Below are 16,622 nucleotides of genomic sequence, written 5' to 3' on the forward strand. Positions count from 1 at the left end.
TATGAAATGTCGAAGCGGCCGCGCGGCGGGCTTCACGAGCCGCGCTCCGGGCCAGGCCGAAAGCCTTGCCGGACAATGCGCCGCATCGGGCAAATCTGCTCGCTCTCCGGTCTTCGCGATCGTTCACGCCTCCACGCGCTCGCGGTCTCTTTCGCCGCTTTCGTGGCTTCTTTCGCTGCATCATTCATTGACTCGATTCCAAGTGACTCATCGCAAAGCGCGCATGTCTCTGCAACTCTCTTGCCGGTTCGTATCCCGGACGCTCGGCACATTCGCTTTCGCCGCATGCGTCGGCATGTCCGGGGCCGCGCTCGCGCAGACCTCGACCGCCACGCGCGATGACACGCCGCAGATCGATTCGGCCATCGCGAACAAGGACTGGAACGCCGCGCTCACGCAACTCGATGCGCGCATCGCCGCGAATCCGCGCGACGCGCAGGCGAAGTTCAAGCGCGCCACCGTGCTCGCGCGCCTGAACCGCGACGACGAAGCCATCGCCGCCTTCACCGAACTCACGCAGACCTATCCCGAACTGCCCGAGCCATACAACAATCTCGCCGCGCTCTACGCGAAGAAAGGCCGCTACGAAGATGCGCGCGCCGCGCTCGAAACGGCGGTCAAGGCGAACCCCGGCTATGCGCTCGCCTACGACAACCTCGGCGATCTCTATCTTCGTCTCGCGAGCGAGTCGTACAAGCGCGCGCAATCGCTCGGCTCGAAGAGTCCGCTTACGAGCCAGCGCATTACGGCGATCCAGAACATCTACACGCCGCCGAAGAAGCGCGCAAGTTCGGCGGACGCAGCATCCGGAACGGGCGCCGCAACGGTGCCGCGCCCAGCCGCCGACGAATGGGCGCCCGCGTCCGGCGCCGTCTCGCCGGCCATGCCCGCGCCCGACGAGTTTTCGCCGTTCGGCGGCCCGACCGGCCCGCTGCCGACCATGCCCTATGTCGCACCGAAGGCGCAGCCGTAAGCGCCCTTCGCCGCCGACTGTCCGCATTCACCACACGAGGATCGATCCTTCATGAAATTCCTGATGTTGGCGCTTTCGAGCGCTGCCCTGATCGCGAGCGCGCCGGCGTTCGCGCAGCCGAATGCGCAAGCCGCGCACCCTACCGTGCTCTTCAAGACCACGCAAGGCGACATCAAGGTCGAGCTGTATCCGGAGAAGGCGCCGAAGACCGTCGCGAACTTTCTGGACTATGTGAAGTCCGGTCAGTACAGCGGCACGATCTTTCATCGCGTGATTCCGGGCTTCATGATCCAGGGCGGAGGCTTCAGCACGAGCTTCGCCGAGAAGCCGACGCGCGCGCCGATCCCGCTCGAAAGCAGGAACGGTCTGAAGAACGCCACGGGCACGATCGCGATGGCGCGCACGAGCGACCCGAACTCGGCCACCGCCCAGTTCTTCATCAATACGGTCGATAATGCGGGTCTCGACTATCCGAGCCCGGACGGCAACGGCTATGCCGTGTTCGGCAAGGTCGTCGCGGGCATGGACGTCGTGAAGAAGATCGAAGGCAGCCCGACCACCACGCGCGGCCCGATGCAGGACGTGCCGCAGAAGCCGACCGTGATCGAGTCGGCCACCGTGGTCCCGCAGTAATCCGAAGCGCCTGTCGCCGGCCTGGCGCGCACGCCGCGCCGGGGCTCAATCAAACACATTGGAGAAAACATCATCATGGTCGAACTGCATACGAACCACGGCATCATCAAGCTGGAACTGGACGCCGAGAAGGCGCCGAAGACCGTCGAAAACTTCCTCAACTACGTGAAGAAGGGTCATTACGACAACACCGTGTTCCACCGCGTGATCGACGGCTTCATGATCCAGGGCGGCGGCTTCGAGCCGGGCATGAACCAGAAGCCGACCGATGCGCCGGTCAACAACGAAGCCAACAACGGCCTGAAGAACGACAACGGCACGATCGCGATGGCGCGCACGAACGATCCGCATTCGGCGACCGCGCAGTTCTTCATCAACGTGAAGGACAACGACTTCCTGAACCACTCGTCGCCGACGCCGCAAGGCTGGGGCTACACCGTGTTCGGCCGTGTGGTCGAAGGCATGGACGTGGTCGAGAAGATCAAGAAGGTCAAGACCGGTTCGAAGGGTTTCCATCAGGACGTGCCCGTGGACGACGTGGTGATCGAGAAGGCCGTCGTGGTCTGATCCTGGTCACTGCATGATCGATACGAAGACTTCATTCGATCGCGAAGCAGCGGGCGCAGCGAACAACGCGCGCCCGCTGTTTTTCATTGCCGATCTGCATCTCTCGGAAGCGATTCCGAAAACGGTCGCCGCCTTCGAGCATTTCGTCGAAGTGACGGCGAACGGCGCGGACTCCGTTTTCATTCTCGGCGACCTGTTCGAATTCTGGATCGGCGACGACATCCTCGACGGTCCCGCGACCGACCCGCGCGCCGACTTCGCGCGCCGCATGACGCGCCTCATGCACACGCTCTCCGAACGCGGCATCGGCCTCTACGTGATGCACGGCAATCGCGATTTCCTGCTGGGCAAGCGCTTCATGAAGGCTGCGGGCGCGCTGCCCCTGCCCGATCCGTTCGTGATCACGGCGTTCGGCAAGCGCATCGTGCTCGCACATGGCGACGGTCTGTGCACGGCGGATCGCGCCTATCAGGGCTTTCGCGCGTTCGCGCGCAACAAGATCGCGCAACGTTTTTTTCTGGCGTTGCCGCTCGATACGCGGCTGGGAATCGGCCAGCGCATGCGCACGAAGAGCGAAGGCTCGCGCGTGATGGGCGACAAGGCGAAATACGATGTCACGAAGAAAGCGGTGTCCGAGCTCTTCATCAAGAGCCGCACCGATACGCTGATTCACGGCCACACGCATCGTCCGGCGATGCATCGCGAAGTCGCGGGCACGCGCTGGGTCTTGCCCGACTGGGAACTGGACGCGAACACGCCGCGCGGCGGCTATCTGCGCCTCGACGGCGAAGGCGTGCGCGCGCTGCCGCTCTAAGCTATCGTTCGAGGGACGCGGCGCGCTCTTCCGTCGCCTTGCCGTCCATCGACGTGCACAGGCGCTTGAGATCGACGAGTGCGGCGCCATCGACGGCATTGAGCGCTTCCACGCGCGCGCCGAGCCGCTCGAGCGCCGCGACGATGTCGTCGATGCGCTGCGTCTGCGTCGACGCGTGATCGATCAGGCCGTGGATCGCGAGCGACACCGGATCGTCCGCATTCGGCGTGATGCCGTAGGCGCAGAAACCTTCCTGCTTCGTTTGCTTCGGCTTTGAAACCGCGGGCATCACGATGCGCGCCGGATTGCCCACCGCCGTGCCGCCCGCCGGCACCGGCTTCACGACCACCGCATTCGAGCCGATCTTCGCCTCCGCGCCGACAGTAAAGCCGCCGAGCACCTTCGCCCCCGCGCCGACGATCACGCCGCGCTCGAGCGTCGGATGGCGTTTCGCGCCGCGCGTGAGCGACGTGCCGCCGAGCGTCACGCCCTGATAGATCGTGCAGTCGTCGCCGATTTGCGCAGTCTCGCCGATCACCACGCCCATGCCGTGATCGATGAACACGCGCCGCCCGAGCGTCGCGCCCGGATGAATCTCGATGCCCGTGAGAAAGCGCGCGATCTGCGACACGAATCGCGCGAGCCAGCGCCATCGCGCGCGCCAGCATGCGTTCGCTAGGCGATGCAGGACGATCGCGTGCAGCCCCGGATAACAGGTGACGACTTCCCAGGCGCTGCGAGCGGCGGGATCGCGTTCGCGGATGGCGGCGATGTCTTCGCGAAGTCGGTCGAACATGGCGATGTCTCGATTAGGGGAAGGGGCGCGCGAATACTCGTGCGATCGGAGCCCGGCAAAGCGCTAAAGCACGGAACGCGCAAAGCTTATATCGGCTGTCGCCGTTTTTCGCCGATTGTAGGGCGAGCCCGCGGAGTTCGCTCGATGCCCCCGATGGCAGCGCGGTCGCTGCCATCGTTCAAACGACAGCACGCGCGTTCTAGTCTTTCTTCGCGTGCAAGAGGATGTGCTTCGCCATCCCGCGGAGGATATTCACCTCTTCGCGCTCCAGCCCCGCGCGCGCGAAGAGCCGCCGCACGCGCGACATCAGCTTCTTCGGATTGGCCGGATCGAGGAAATCGAGCGCGACGAGCGCGTCTTCGAGATGCGCGTACATGCCTTCGATTTCATCGCTCGATGCGCTCTGCCCCGCCGGTTCGACCACGGCAAGCGCGCTCGCGGGCGCCTGGAACGCGAGCCGCAGTTCGTAGGCGAGCACCTGGACGGCCTGCGCGAGATTGAGCGAGCTGTAGGCGGGATTGGCGGGAATATGCGCAAGCGCGCTGCAGCGTTCGACATCCGCGTTCGACAGCCCCGTGCGCTCGTTGCCGAACACGAGCGCGATGTCGCCCTGACGCACGAATTCATGCGCGCGTTCGGCAAGCGCGCGCGGCGGCATCTGCGGCGGACCGTATTCGCGCATGCGCGCCGTGAGCGCGACCGACCAGTGCACGCCGACGAGCGCATCGGCGAGCGTATCGACTACGTGAGCGGACGCGAGGACATCGTCGGCGCCGGAGGCCATCGCGATGGCTTCGGGCTCGTTCTTGACGTCGGCCAAGCGCGGCGCGACGAGGACGAGGCGCGCGAAGCCCATCGTCTTCAACGCGCGCGCGGCCGCGCCGACATTGCCTGGATGACTCGGCTCGACGAGGATGAAGCGCGTGGAGGTGAAGCCGCCTGCGGGCGCGGAGAGTTCGTTGGGTTCCAAGGCGATGTGTGCTGATGTGCGAACCCGTTATGTTAACGCGCTTTGCCGAAGCGGCGAAAACGCGCGCCCACTTTCAGGTAAAATGGCCCCTTCGCGCGCCGCGAACGGTTTATTCACCCAGTCGAACCTTCGCGCGAACGCACCGCTCTTATTCAATTCGTCTTTCGTCGACATAGTCGTTGTCGCCAACTTTTCCGCCCGCGCGCATTCATGTACATGAGCGCGCGGCGGTCAGAGGATTTCGCTCATGCATCCGATGCTCAACATCGCTGTCAAGGCCGCACGCCGCGCCGGACAGATCATCAACCGCGCGTCGCTCGATCTGGACCGCATCCAGGTCAGCAAGAAACAGCACAACGACTTCGTGACGGAAGTCGACAAGGCGTCCGAAGCCGCCATCATCGAGACGCTGCACACCGCCTATCCCGATCACTCCATCCTCGCCGAAGAATCCGGCGAAACGGATCGCGAATCGGAATTCCAGTGGATCATCGATCCGCTCGACGGCACGACCAACTTCATTCACGGCTTTCCGTACTATTGCGTGTCGATCGCGCTCGCACACAAGGGCGTCGTGCAGCAGGCGGTCATCTACGATCCGACGCGCAACGACCTCTTCACCGCATCGCGCGGCCGCGGCGCGTATCTGAACGAACGGCGCATTCGCGTCGGCAAGCTGGATCGCCTGTCGGATGCGCTCATCGGCACGGGCTTTCCGTTCCGCGACGGCCAGGGCCTGAACGGCTACATGCGCCTCTTCAGCGAAATGACGCTGTCGTGCGCGGGCCTGCGCCGTCCGGGCGCCGCCGCGCTCGATCTCGCGAACGTCGCGGCCGGGCGTCTCGACGGCTTCTTCGAGCAAGGCATCCATCCGTGGGACGTGGCCGCGGGCAGCCTGATCGTGACCGAAGCGGGCGGGCTCGTCGGCAACTACACGGGCGAATCGGATTTCCTGTTCAAGAACGAGATCGTCGCCGCGAACCCCAAGGTGTACGCGCAGATGGTCAAGATTCTCGACATGTACTCGCGCACGCGTCTGACCGGCGAATAAGCCGCATCCACGGGGCGCGCCTGGCGCCCCGTTTTTTTCTCTTCCCTCGCGTCCCGCGCGCACCGCCTGCTGCAACGAATGCAGGCCTCCGCTACAGTGCAAGCTTTGCCCCTCGTATCCGCACGGGCGATGTGCGCTTTCCCACCCCTGCCCCGCTCCCGCGCCACACGTCACGCCATCTCATGAAGAAAGGCTTCTACACGATCATCGCCGCGCAGTTCGTTTCGTCGCTCGCCGACAATGCGCTGCTGATCGCCGCGATCGCCATGCTCGCCGTCGTGCATTCGGCGCCGTGGGTCACACCGCTTCTGCAAATCTTCTTCACGATTTCGTACGTGGTGCTCGCTCCGTTCGTCGGCGCATTCGCCGACGCCATCCAGAAGCGTCACGTCATGTTCGTCTCCAACGCGCTAAAGGCGGCCGGCTGCGCGATGATGATTGCGGGCGTCCATCCGATGATCGCGTACGGCGTGGTCGGTCTCGGCGCGGCCGCTTATTCGCCCGCGAAGTACGGCATTCTCACCGAGCTGCTGCCGCCGCAGAAGCTGATCGCGGCGAACGCGTGGCTCGAGTCCGCGACGGTCGGCTCGACGATTCTCGGCACCGTGATCGGCGGCGCGCTCGTGAGCCAGGCCGTCGGACGCTGGGTGACGCATGCGCATGTGCCGCTCGTCAACACCGCCGCGCACGCCGCGCTATTCGCGGTGATGGTGATCTATGCGTCGGCGGCCGTCGTCAACGTGTTCATTCCCGACACCGGCGCGCGCTATCCGAACCTTCTGACCGAACCGACGAGGCTCGTCCACGATTTCTCGCATAGCTTCGCGGTGCTGTGGAAAGACAAGCTCGCGCAGATCGCGCTGTGGGTCACGACGCTGCTCTGGGGCTCGGCCGTCACGCTGCAGTTGCTCGTGCTCAAATGGGCCGACGCGAATCTCGGCCTCTCGCTCTCGAAAGCCGCCGTGCTGCAGGGCGTGACGGGCATAGGCATCGCGCTCGGCGCGGCGGCGGCGTCCGCGTGGATCATGCTGCGCCAGTCGCTCAAGGTGCTGCCGGTGGGCGTGCTCATCGGCGCGGTTGCGGTCGCGATGGCGTTCTACAACAAGGATCTGTTCCCGGCGGACTCGGGCGTGCACATTGGCCCGTTGTTCGCGCCGGCGTACATTCTGATGGCGTATCCGCTGATGATCGCACTCGGCAGTCTGTCCGGCTTCTTCATCGTGCCGATGAATGCGATCCTGCAGCATCGCGGCGCGACGCTGCTGTCCGCCGGACATTCCATCGCGGTGCAGAACTTCAACCAGAATCTGGCCGTGCTCGCGATGCTCGGCGCCTACGCGCTCCTGCTGACGAGCAAGGTGCCGGTGCAGTGGATCATCGTCATATTCGGTCTTTTCGTGTGTCTGATGATGGCGCTCGCGATGCGTCGCCACACACAGAACGAACGCGATACGGATCTCGTCGCGCTCGTCGAGGAATGAACCTTGCTCTACGGTGTACTCTGGGTGTGTACCCGGCGCCGGCCGACGAGGAAGCGGGGAGGAACGCGGGCGCGGGGAAGAAGTCGTAATGTTGCAGGCGCGCGCCGGGCTTTCTCGCGCGGGTCGTGACGACAGTGACGACAGAAAAGCGGACCCGGCGACATTCATTCCTCGGCAACGTCAATAAAGGAGCAAGGAAATGGGATTGTTCACACGTTCGACGCTCGACAGCAAGATCAATGGCGCAGCCGATATCGGCCAGCGCGCGGTGCGCGGTGCGAGCGACGCCGTCGATTCGGCCAGCGGGCAGTTGCGCAGTCTTCTCGACGATCTGGAAAGCTCGATCCAGAACGCGAAGGACATCGATGCGGACAAGTTGCGCAAGGAGTTGCAGTCGAAGCTCAAGACCGCGCGTTCGCAGATGAACGGCGCGGGCGGCGCCATCACCGGCAAGTTGAACGATGCCGCCGGTTATGCCGACGACTTCGTCCATGACAAGCCGTGGCATACGCTCGGCGCGGTGGCCGGTCTCGCGTTGCTCGTCGGTTATCTCGCCGGGCGCGCTTGAGGCACCCAGGCTTTATCGAACTTGCCGCCGGAACGGCATCGCGTTCGTTCCGGCGGCGTGCCGCGCCCTCGCGCCAGCCGCGCGGGCGCGATGCACTCGCCCACGCACGACCTCTGCCCCTTGGCAACATTCAATTGGCCATCCGGCCGGCTCCGCCGCGATCCCGTGACAGGTTAAACTCATGCCCTAATCGGCTGATTGGCGGCCGGCGCACGTCGCGTCCGGCCGTTGGGTCGTTCCGGCTTTCACAGCATGCAAGATGGGCACTCACACGGCATCCCCTGACACCTCCACCGACACCGCCGCGCCGCTCGCGGACCTGTCGCAGCACACGCCCATGATGCAGCAGTATCTGCGCATCAAGGCGGAGCATCCTGGCACGCTCGTTTTCTACCGGATGGGCGACTTCTACGAACTCTTCTTCGACGACGCCGAGAAGGCCGCGCGCCTGCTCGATCTCACTCTCACGCAGCGCGGAGCGTCGGGCGGCAATCCGATCAGGATGGCGGGCGTGCCGCATCACGCATGCGAGCAGTACCTCGCGAAGCTCGTGAAGCTCGGCGAGTCGGTTGCGATTTGCGAGCAGATCGGCGATCCGGCGACATCGAAGGGACCGGTCGAGCGCAAGGTCGTGCGCGTCGTCACGCCGGGCACTCTGACTGACGCCGCCCTGCTCTCGGACAAGAGCGACGTCTACCTGCTGGCGCTCTGCCCTGCGCACAACCGTCGCGGCGTAGTGACGAGCGTCGGTCTCGCGTGGCTCAATCTCGCGAGCGGCGCATTGCGTCTCGCCGAAGTCGCGCCGGGGCAAGTGAGCGCGGCGCTCGAGCGCATCCGTCCGGCGGAAACGCTCGTCGCGGACTCGATCACGGACGTTCCGGCATCGCTCGGTATGACGAATCCGGGCGCGACCACGCGCGTTCCGGCATGGCACTTCGATGTCGGCTCGGGCACGCAGCGCCTGCGCGAGCAACTCGACGTCGCGAGCCTCGACGGCTTCGGCGCGCAAACCCTTACGTGCGCGTGCGGCGCGGCCGGCGCGCTCCTGCTCTACGCCGCCGCGACGCAAGGCCAGCAATTGCGCCACGTGCGCAGTCTGAAGGTCGAGTACGAATCGGAATACATCGGGCTCGATCCCGCCACGCGGCGCAATCTCGAACTCACCGAGACGCTGCGCGGCACCGAATCGCCCACGCTCTTCTCACTGCTCGACACCTGCTGCACGACGATGGGCAGCCGCCTACTGCGCCACTGGCTGCATCATCCGCCGCGCGATGCATCGATCGCGCAGGCGCGCCAGCAAGCGATCGGCGCATTGCTCGACGCGCCCGCGAGCGGCGGCCTCGACACCCTGCGCGGCGCGCTGCGCAAGATCTCGGACATCGAGCGCATCACGGGCCGCCTCGCGTTGCTGTCGGCGCGGCCGCGCGATCTGTCGAGCCTGCGCGATACCTTCGCCGCGCTGCCTGATCTGCGCGCGCTCGTCGCGGGCGTCGCCGCGCATACGCCGGCGCTGGAGCGCATCGGCGCGGCGCTGGAGCCGCCGCACGAGTGTCTCGATCTGCTGACGAACGCCATCGCGACCGAGCCGGCCGCGCTGATTCGCGACGGCGGCGTGATCGCGCGCGGCTACGATCCGGACCTCGACGAGCTGCGCGATATTTCGGAGAACTGCGATCAGTTCCTGATCGATCTCGAAGCGCGCGAACGCACGCGCACGGGCATTGCGAATCTGCGCGTCGAATACAACAAGGTGCACGGCTTCTATATCGAAGTCACGCGCGGACAGACCGACAAGGTGCCCGACGACTATCGCCGCCGTCAGACGCTGAAGAACGCCGAGCGCTACATCACGCCGGAATTGAAGGCGTTCGAGGACAAGGCGCTCTCCGCGCAGGAGCGCGCCCTTGCCCGCGAACGCGCGCTGTACGACACGCTGCTGCAGAATCTGTTGCCTTTCATCCCGGATTGCCAGCGTGTCGCCAGCGCGCTCGCGGAACTCGATCTCCTGTGCGCGTTCGCCGAACGCGCCCGCGCGCTCGACTGGGTCGCGCCGGAGTTCACCGCCGATGCGGGCATCGATATCGAACAGGGACGGCATCCGGTCGTCGAGGCACAGGTCGAGCAGTTCATCGGCAACGACTGTTGTCTGAGCCAGGACCGCAAGCTCCTGCTCATCACCGGCCCGAACATGGGCGGTAAGTCGACCTTCATGCGTCAGACCGCGTTGATCGCGCTGATGGCGTACGTCGGCAGTTACGTGCCCGCGAAACGCGCGCGTTTCGGCGCGCTCGACCGCATCTTCACGCGCATCGGCGCGGCCGACGATCTGGCGGGCGGCCGCTCGACCTTCATGGTCGAGATGACCGAAGCGGCGGCGATTCTCAACGACGCGAGCGCATCGAGCCTCGTGCTGATGGACGAGATCGGGCGCGGCACCTCGACCTTCGACGGCCTAGCGCTCGCGTGGGCCATCGCGCGGCATCTGCTCACGCACAACGGCTGCTACACGCTCTTCGCGACGCATTACTTCGAGCTCACGCAATTGCCCGCGGAGTTTGCGCAGGCGGCGAACGTGCATCTGTCGGCGGTCGAACACGATCATGGCATCGTGTTCCTGCACGCGGTGAGCGAAGGTCCGGCCAATCAGAGCTACGGTCTGCAGGTCGCGCAACTCGCGGGCGTGCCGGCCGCGGTGATTCGCGCGGCGCGCAAGCATCTCGTGCATCTGGAACAGCAGTCGGTCAGCCAGCCCGCCGCGCAGTTCGATCTGTTCGCGAGCCAGCCGTATGCGCCTTATGTAGACGATTTGCCGCAGGACGATCAGGAGACACCTGAAGCGCCGGAACATCCTGTGATGGAGAAACTGCGCGCGTTCGATCCGAACGATCTGCGCCCGCGCGAAGCGCTCGATCTGCTCTACGAACTGCATGAACTGGCGAATCGTCCGCCGGATGCATCGCGTTGATCGTGTCTTCGCCGCGCGCCTGACAAGCGCCGTGATCGCGTTCGCACTCTCGTGCGGCGCGGTCGTGCATGCGCACGCCGAAGCAGGCACGCCGCTCGGCTTCGCCGTGATCTCCGACGCCCTCACCCGCCCCGCCGACGAAGCGCCGGTACGCCGCATGCTCGATGCGATCGCGCGCGACGGCAGCATCGCTTTCATCGTCTACGACGGCAATTTCAAGGGCAGCACAGAGCCGTGTCGCGACAGCATCTACCAGTCGCGGCACGATCTGCTGGACGCGTCGCGCACGCCTCTCGTGCTGCTCCCCGGTCAACACGACTGGGCCGATTGCGCTCTCGCGCATGCGGGCGCTTACGATCCGGTCGAACGGCTCGATTTCGTGCGCCAGCTTTTCTTCGCCGATGCCAGTTCGCTCGGACAAAGCCCGCTCATGCTCTCGCGCGAAAGCGACGTCGCGCGCTTTCGCACATTCCGCGAAATCGTGCGCTGGCAGGCGCAAGGCATCGCGTTCATAGGGCTGAACGTGCCGAGTCCGAACAATCACTATCTGACCGCGGGCGGACGCAACGGCGAGTTCGAAGACCGCGCCGTCGCGACGACCTTCTGGCTCGAACATGCGGCGGAATCGGCGCGACGCACGGAGATGCGCGCGCTCGTCGTCATGCTTCAGGCCGATCCCGACTTCTCCCGATACGAGCGGCGCGAACGTTTCGCATGGCTGCACTTTTCGCGCTCGAACCAGCCGCGCGACGGCTTCCTCGAACTGAAGCGCAGTCTCGTGAAGGCGGCGGAGATCTTTCGCGGTCCGGTCATCGTGATTCACGGCACCGATGCGCCCGAGCCGAACGGCTTTCATATCGATCAGCCTTTGCGCAACGACAAGGGTTTGATCGTCACGAATCTGACGCGCGTGGCGATCGCGTTCAGGAAGCCGCAATCGCAATGGCTCGAAGTGCAAAGCGATGCGCAATGGCATCCGCCGTTTCGGCTGCGCGTGCGCGATGTGAAGGACAGCCACACGCGAGAATCGAACGCGCCGCCGCCCGAAGCGCCCGCGCAATCGAGCGAGTCTTACGCGCCTTATCCGGCGCCCTACGCGGCGCCACAAGCCACATTGCCGGCATCGACGCCGCCCGAGCTGCCGCGCAACGATCTGCCTGAGTCGCTGCCCCCGCCGCCATCGATGCCGTCGCCCGCCTCCGGTCTGCCGCCGATCTTCACGCCGCCGCAGTCCTTGCCGCCGATCTATCCGGTACCGGCATCGGGTGTGCAGAACGGCGCGAGCGGGCAATAAAAAAGCGCAGCCGAAGCTGCGCTTTCTTCATCGGCCGACGCGCTCAGTGCAGCGTCGGACCGGCGTCCTTGCGGGGTTCGTCGTCATCGTCGTCTTCGTCTTCATCGACGACGTGCAGGCCGTCCGCGCCATGCGCGTGCTGATGCTGGATCTCGTCATCCGTCGCCGTGCGCACTTCCTGCACCGACAACGAAAAACGCAGCGCCATACCCGCGAGCGGATGATTGCCGTCGAGCACGACCTTGTCTTCGGCGACGTCGGTCACGGTGTAGATGAGCGAGTCGATGTCGTCATCGCCGTCTTCGGGCGTGCCCTCGAACTGCATACCGACTTCCAGCGGCTCCGGAAAGCGGCTGCGCTCTTCGACCTTGACGAGTTCGGGATCGTATTCGCCGAACGCATCTTGCGGTTCGAGCTGAATGAGCGTTTCATAGCCCGCCTCGTGACCGTCGAGCGCTTCCTCGATCTTGGGGAACGTGCCATCATAGCCGCCGTGCAGATAGACCATCGGCTCGTCGCTCTCCTCGATCAGATTGCCTTGCGCATCCGATAGCTTGTACGCGACCGAAACGACAGTGTCTTTCGCAATTTTCATTGGATCCTCCAAGATACAAGCCTCGATTATACGATGCCCAAGCGGCCCCCTGACGCAACACCCATCCCCGTTTCCGGCCTTCACGCGCGTGCTCGCGCGCCTTTGCCCGACGAACTCACACCCCTGTTGGGCAACCGTACGCCGCGACAGTTCATGCGGCGTTACTGGCAGAAAAAGCCGCTCCTGATCCGGCAGGCCATTCCAAATATTGCGGCGCCGCTCGCACGCGACGAGTTGTTCGAACTCGCCGATCTCGACGATGTCGAGTCGCGTCTCATCACACATTTTCGCAATACCTGGAATCTCGAGCATGGCCCGTTCGCGCCCGACGAATTGCCTTCGGCGAAGAAACGCGAGTGGACGCTGCTCGTGCAAGGCGTGAACCTGCACGACGATCGCGCGCACGCGCTGATGAGCCAGTTCCGCTTCATTCCCGACGCGCGTCTCGACGACCTGATGATCTCGTATGCAACCGATGGCGGCGGTGTCGGACCGCACTTCGACTCCTACGATGTCTTTCTGCTTCAGGTTCATGGCAAGCGCCGCTGGCGCATCGGCGCGCAGCGCGATCTTTCGCTAAAACCAGGACTGCCGTTGAAAGTTTTACAGCACTTCGAGCCTGCGGAGGAATGGGTGCTGGAGCCCGGCGACATGCTCTATCTGCCGCCGCATATCGCGCACGACGGCATCGCGGAAGGCGAATGCATGACGGCGTCGATCGGCTTTCGCGCGCCCTCCGCGCACGAGCTCACGGCGCAGTTCCTCTATCACCTCGCCGAGCGCATGGGCGATGCGTCCGACGGTGCCAAAGGCAACGCGCGCTATCGCGATCCGGCGCAGGAACCCGTGTCGAGTCCAGCGGCGCTGCCCCCGTTGCTCATCGACCGCGTTGGCGCGATCCTTGCGAACGTCAACTGGGATGAAAAGGCTGTTGCGGCGTTTCTGGGCACGTATTTGAGCGAGCCGAAAGCGAATGTCGTATTCGACGCCCCCGAGCGCGCGTTAAATGAGCAAAAATTTGTAGAGCGAGCGAAAAGAACGGGCGTCAGGCTGGATAGAAAGACTATTTTGCTCTACGACGCGCGGTCATATTTCGTAAATGGTGAAGCTGCGGTGTTGTCGTCGAAGCTGAAAAAGTGGCTCCCTGAATTGGCGGATAGTCGCTCTCTGGAGGCGAAACGCTTTGTAACACTTACAGACGAATCGTCAATGACAGCGCTGCTTCACGAATGGTATTGTGCGGGCTGGCTTCGATTGGGTGCTTTGCCTTGACAGGCTTGCCTTTACGAGACTTCCTGACACGCTGCGGATGCTAGAATTTTGCTGTTCCGCAATATGAAAGTTTGTATGAGAAAGACAACGTATCGTCCCCTGATTTATCGACGGTCGTTACGAAAGTGCCTATAATTTCCGGCCAAGCCGTAGGAAGTCTCACACAAAAAAGAATTGTGAGTCTCCACAGCGGCCCAGGTCGGTGTTGGAGCACACATTACCGGTACTTTGCGCTGTTGCTTACCTTTAACCATAAAAGGACGTGATCATGAAGAAATCCCTCCTCGTAGCATCCCTGTTGGCTGCTGTTGCTCTGGCTGCATGCAACAAGTCTAGCGAAACGGCTGCTCCGAGCGCTGCAAGCGATACGTCGGCTGCTTCGGCTCCGGCTGCTGCTGCTTCGGACGCAAACGCTGCTGCATCGAGCGCTTCGGCCGCTGCAAGCGACGCAGCTTCGGCTGCTGGCGCAGCTTCGGACAGTGCCGCTTCGGCTGCTGCTCCGGCATCGGGCGCAAGCCAGTAAGGCTTATTGGCGCTCGCCGCAGGCCGCTCGATGCGGTTCTGCAAACGAAAAAACCGGCTCTTGGGCCGGTTTTTTTGTATCCGCATTCTGTTCGTATTCGCGCTGTGCGTCGCGTGATCTGTCTAGAGCGTGAGCCAGTCGAAACCTTCGGCCTGAGTCGCCACGACGACATCGACCGCGCAGGCGCCCATCGCGGCGGCAAGCGCAGCTTGCGCAAGATGCGGCAGATTGTTTTGCTGGCTGAGATGAGCGGCCACGAGATGACGCAGCCTGGAACGATCGAGCGACGCAAGAATGGCGGCCGCCGCTTCGTTGTTCAAATGCCCGTGCGTCCCGCCGATGCGCGCCTTCAGCGATGGCGGATAGCGGCTCGCGGCAAGCATCTCGACGTCGTGATTGGATTCGAGGACGAGCGCGTCACAGCCGCTCAGCACGTTCGTGATATGCGGCGTGGACACGCCGACATCCGTCAGCACGCCTAGACGACACGCGCCGTCGGAGAAAACGTATTGCAGCGGCTCGCGGGCATCGTGAGGCACGGTGTACGGCATCACGTTCAGATCGCCGATGGCGACGCTTTCATCGCCCCACAGCACGTTCAATTCGACGTTGGCTTCATCGGCGCCGATCGCGCGCGCCGTGCCCCAGCTCATGTGCAACGGAATGGACCAGCGGCGCGCGAGCGTCAGTGCGCTGCCGATATGGTCCGTATGCTCGTGCGTAATGACGATGGCGTCCAGGTCTTCGGCGCGGCAGTTCAGGCGTGCGAGGCGGCGCTCGATTTCCTTGCCGGAGAATCCGCAATCGAGCAGCACGCGCGTCGTCGTCGCGCCGCTCGATGCCTCGACGAGCAATGCATTGCCCTCGCTGCCGCTGCCGAGACTGGCGAATCTCACAATGAACTCATCATCGACTGGTAACGTGTTCGTCTAGTTCAACTGAGCATGCAGCAACGACACGATACGCTGCGCATCGGACGACGTATCCGGCTGGCCATTCGCATCGACGACGCCGACTTGCGTGACCGCGTCCGCCTTCGGCCTCACGTTGACGAGGAACTGGCGTGTCGGCTTCGGCGTGTTGCTCGAGAAGAGCTTGCCGAAGAGGCCGTCCTTCTTCAGCTCCGCCATGGAGTCCGAAAAATGGACGTAGTAGATGCCCTTGTCGCGATCGCGATTGTCGACCGTGAAGTTGGTGCGATCGAGCGCGAGGCCCACGCGCAGCCATGCGCGATCGAACGGCTCGGCGAGATCGAGCGTGGAACCGCCCGCGCTCTGATCCACCGCGACCTTCGCGCCCGACGGACGCGCCTGCGTCATCAGCTGCTGCGACTGCTTTTCGGTCAGGCCGAATTTCTGCATCAGCTTCGTGAGCACCGCGGCTTCGAGCTGCGGATTGCGCGGCCGCGCTTCCCAGCGCGACGAGGTCTTGTCCTGGCCCGTCAGCACTTCTTCCATCGCGCTGTGCGTGACGGAGATGTCCGTCGAGCCGTCCGACGCGCGGTCCACTTGCGTGCGGAACATGTCGCGCGTCCCCGACGAGTACGCGAAATCGAGCAGCTTGCCCACGCTGTTTCTGAACCAGTCGTTCGGAATGTTTGCGCGGTTCTCGGCCCAGTCGGTGGCCATGATGCCAGTCTGCGGCGCATCGGTCTTGAGCGTGAAGCCGTTCTCTTCCCAGAACTCCTTCAGCGGACCCCAGATCTGATCGGGCGAGCGGCCATCGACGACGAGCCAGCGGCGATCGCCGTCGCTCTCGATGTGCATGCCGAACGGATCCTGCGCATTCGGCACGCCGAGCGTCGCGTTGCCGGCCGGCGTGACCGAACGTTCCGCGGCGCCGCCGAGCGCGTTGATCTTCGGCGGCGCGGCATAGCGCTGGCTGATGTCGGCCGTGGTCAGGTCGGACGGGACCGCGAGCGACGGCGCGGTTTCGGCTGCCTTGTAGTTGACGCGATCCGGCGCGAGCCAGTCGTTGAGCGTATCGCAACCCGCAAGCGAGAAGAGCGCGCCGGCGCCGAGCGACAGCACGCTCACGCGTTTGGCATGAGTAAGAAGAGCGGAAAGTTTCATGAGGTCCTTCTTTGCTGCTGATGACGCATTGCCTCGCACTGAATC

16 protein-coding genes are annotated in these 16,622 nt (G+C 64.1%); 11 read left to right on the plus strand and 5 right to left on the minus strand.

Annotated elements, in window-relative coordinates; genetic code table 11:
- Positions 1 to 295 precede the first annotated feature (295 nt).
- The 4 genes from NCS28_RS08730 (at position 296) to NCS28_RS08745 (ending at position 2,987) form a co-directional block, all read left to right on the plus strand.
- Entirely contained in the window at positions 296 to 973 is a 678-nt protein-coding gene (locus tag NCS28_RS08730) for a tetratricopeptide repeat protein (RefSeq protein WP_250513450.1), read from the plus strand.
- Between the two features lie 51 nt (positions 974 to 1,024).
- Complete coding sequence (locus tag NCS28_RS08735; protein WP_250513451.1) at positions 1,025 to 1,606, plus strand: peptidylprolyl isomerase; 582 nt, start codon at positions 1,025 to 1,027, stop codon at positions 1,604 to 1,606.
- A 75-nt stretch (positions 1,607 to 1,681) separates the two neighbouring features.
- Positions 1,682 to 2,173, plus strand: coding sequence for a peptidylprolyl isomerase (locus NCS28_RS08740; protein WP_250513452.1), 492 nt, complete (start codon positions 1,682 to 1,684; stop codon positions 2,171 to 2,173).
- Between the two features lie 13 nt (positions 2,174 to 2,186).
- The gene (locus NCS28_RS08745) at positions 2,187 to 2,987 is read left to right on the plus strand and encodes a UDP-2,3-diacylglucosamine diphosphatase (RefSeq protein WP_250513453.1); all 801 of its coding nucleotides are present in this window, start codon (positions 2,187 to 2,189) and stop codon (positions 2,985 to 2,987) included.
- A gap of 1 nt (position 2,988) precedes the next feature.
- On the opposite strand, the gene cysE is transcribed toward NCS28_RS08745, so the two are convergent.
- Entirely contained in the window at positions 2,989 to 3,783 is a 795-nt protein-coding gene (gene cysE / locus NCS28_RS08750) for a serine O-acetyltransferase (protein ID WP_250513454.1), read from the minus strand.
- A gap of 199 nt (positions 3,784 to 3,982) precedes the next feature.
- The gene (locus NCS28_RS08755; RefSeq protein ID WP_250513455.1) at positions 3,983 to 4,753 is read right to left on the minus strand and encodes an RNA methyltransferase; all 771 of its coding nucleotides are present in this window, start codon (positions 4,751 to 4,753) and stop codon (positions 3,983 to 3,985) included.
- 247 nt (positions 4,754 to 5,000) lie between these two features.
- Here NCS28_RS08755 and NCS28_RS08760 point away from each other — a divergent pair, with 247 nt between their 5' ends.
- The 5 genes from NCS28_RS08760 (at position 5,001) to NCS28_RS08780 (ending at position 12,115) form a co-directional block, all read left to right on the plus strand.
- Complete coding sequence (locus NCS28_RS08760; RefSeq protein ID WP_061119646.1) at positions 5,001 to 5,804, plus strand: inositol monophosphatase family protein; 804 nt, start codon at positions 5,001 to 5,003, stop codon at positions 5,802 to 5,804.
- A gap of 182 nt (positions 5,805 to 5,986) precedes the next feature.
- On the plus strand, positions 5,987 to 7,285 hold the full coding sequence (lplT, locus tag NCS28_RS08765) for a lysophospholipid transporter LplT (protein WP_250513456.1): 1,299 nt from the start codon (positions 5,987 to 5,989) through the stop codon (positions 7,283 to 7,285).
- A 199-nt stretch (positions 7,286 to 7,484) separates the two neighbouring features.
- A complete protein-coding gene (locus tag NCS28_RS08770) occupies positions 7,485 to 7,853 on the plus strand; it encodes an ElaB/YgaM/YqjD family protein (RefSeq protein WP_250513457.1) in 369 nt (122 codons plus the stop codon).
- A 259-nt stretch (positions 7,854 to 8,112) separates the two neighbouring features.
- On the plus strand, positions 8,113 to 10,821 hold the full coding sequence (gene mutS / locus NCS28_RS08775; protein WP_502801171.1) for a DNA mismatch repair protein MutS: 2,709 nt from the start codon (positions 8,113 to 8,115) through the stop codon (positions 10,819 to 10,821).
- Positions 10,808 to 12,115 (plus strand): hypothetical protein, encoded by a 1,308-nt coding sequence (locus NCS28_RS08780; protein ID WP_250513458.1) that lies wholly within the window; start codon positions 10,808 to 10,810, stop codon positions 12,113 to 12,115. Before mutS ends, NCS28_RS08780 begins: the two co-directional genes overlap by 14 nt.
- Positions 12,116 to 12,158: 43 nt before the next feature.
- Here NCS28_RS08780 and NCS28_RS08785 read toward each other — a convergent pair whose 3' ends face one another.
- Positions 12,159 to 12,710, minus strand: a complete 552-nt coding sequence (locus tag NCS28_RS08785; protein WP_250513459.1) for an FKBP-type peptidyl-prolyl cis-trans isomerase — start codon at positions 12,708 to 12,710, stop codon at positions 12,159 to 12,161.
- Between the two features lie 33 nt (positions 12,711 to 12,743).
- On the opposite strand from NCS28_RS08785, the gene NCS28_RS08790 reads away from it, so the two are divergent.
- Together NCS28_RS08790 and NCS28_RS08795 are read left to right on the plus strand one after the other, a co-directional pair.
- On the plus strand, positions 12,744 to 13,982 hold the full coding sequence (locus NCS28_RS08790) for a cupin domain-containing protein (RefSeq protein ID WP_250513460.1): 1,239 nt from the start codon (positions 12,744 to 12,746) through the stop codon (positions 13,980 to 13,982).
- 268 nt (positions 13,983 to 14,250) lie between these two features.
- Positions 14,251 to 14,505: a hypothetical protein gene (locus NCS28_RS08795; protein ID WP_250513461.1), complete on the plus strand. Its 255-nt coding sequence runs from the start codon at positions 14,251 to 14,253 to the stop codon at positions 14,503 to 14,505.
- 122 nt (positions 14,506 to 14,627) lie between these two features.
- On the opposite strand, the gene NCS28_RS08800 is transcribed toward NCS28_RS08795, so the two are convergent.
- Both NCS28_RS08800 and bamC read right to left on the minus strand, forming a co-directional pair.
- The gene (locus NCS28_RS08800; RefSeq protein ID WP_250513462.1) at positions 14,628 to 15,401 is read right to left on the minus strand and encodes an MBL fold metallo-hydrolase; all 774 of its coding nucleotides are present in this window, start codon (positions 15,399 to 15,401) and stop codon (positions 14,628 to 14,630) included.
- Positions 15,402 to 15,434: 33 nt separating this feature from the next.
- On the minus strand, positions 15,435 to 16,577 hold the full coding sequence (bamC, locus tag NCS28_RS08805; RefSeq protein ID WP_250513463.1) for an NlpB/DapX family lipoprotein: 1,143 nt from the start codon (positions 16,575 to 16,577) through the stop codon (positions 15,435 to 15,437).
- Positions 16,578 to 16,622: the final 45 nt, after the last annotated feature.

This window comes from Caballeronia sp. INDeC2 (assembly GCF_023631325.1).
Classification (GTDB): domain Bacteria; phylum Pseudomonadota; class Gammaproteobacteria; order Burkholderiales; family Burkholderiaceae; genus Caballeronia.